Here is a 242-nt window from a genome sequence, read left to right as displayed (position 1 = left end):
GTTCTTATAAAAACAAACACCTTTTGAGTTATTTTGGAGGGTGTTTGTTTTTATAAGAACTATATTAGTTTAGATTTTTCCAGTAATCTTTCTATAATTAGTGCAACTTCTGCTCTTGTTATATTGCCTTTTGGTGCTAGCGTATTGCTACTGGTTCCAGATACAACACCAGTTTTCAGACAAGAGACTATACTTGATTTTGCATAATCTGCTATATCTTCAGCATCCGAATATCCTTTCAG

The 242-nt window shown here is 33.1% G+C and carries 1 protein-coding gene; it reads right to left on the bottom strand.

Annotation, left to right across the window (positions count from 1 at the left end):
* Positions 1 to 59: 59 nt before the first annotated feature.
* Positions 60 to 242: S-layer homology domain-containing protein (locus AACQ14_RS23660; RefSeq protein ID WP_339366004.1), on the bottom strand; the 183-nt coding region annotated here is incomplete at its 5' end.

Origin of the sequence: Vallitalea maricola, from assembly GCF_036985595.1 — a bacterium.
Classification (GTDB): domain Bacteria; phylum Bacillota; class Clostridia; order Lachnospirales; family Vallitaleaceae; genus Vallitalea; species Vallitalea maricola.
The sequence above is the reverse complement of the archived record's forward strand: the minus strand, read 5'-3'. Positions and strand labels throughout refer to the sequence as shown.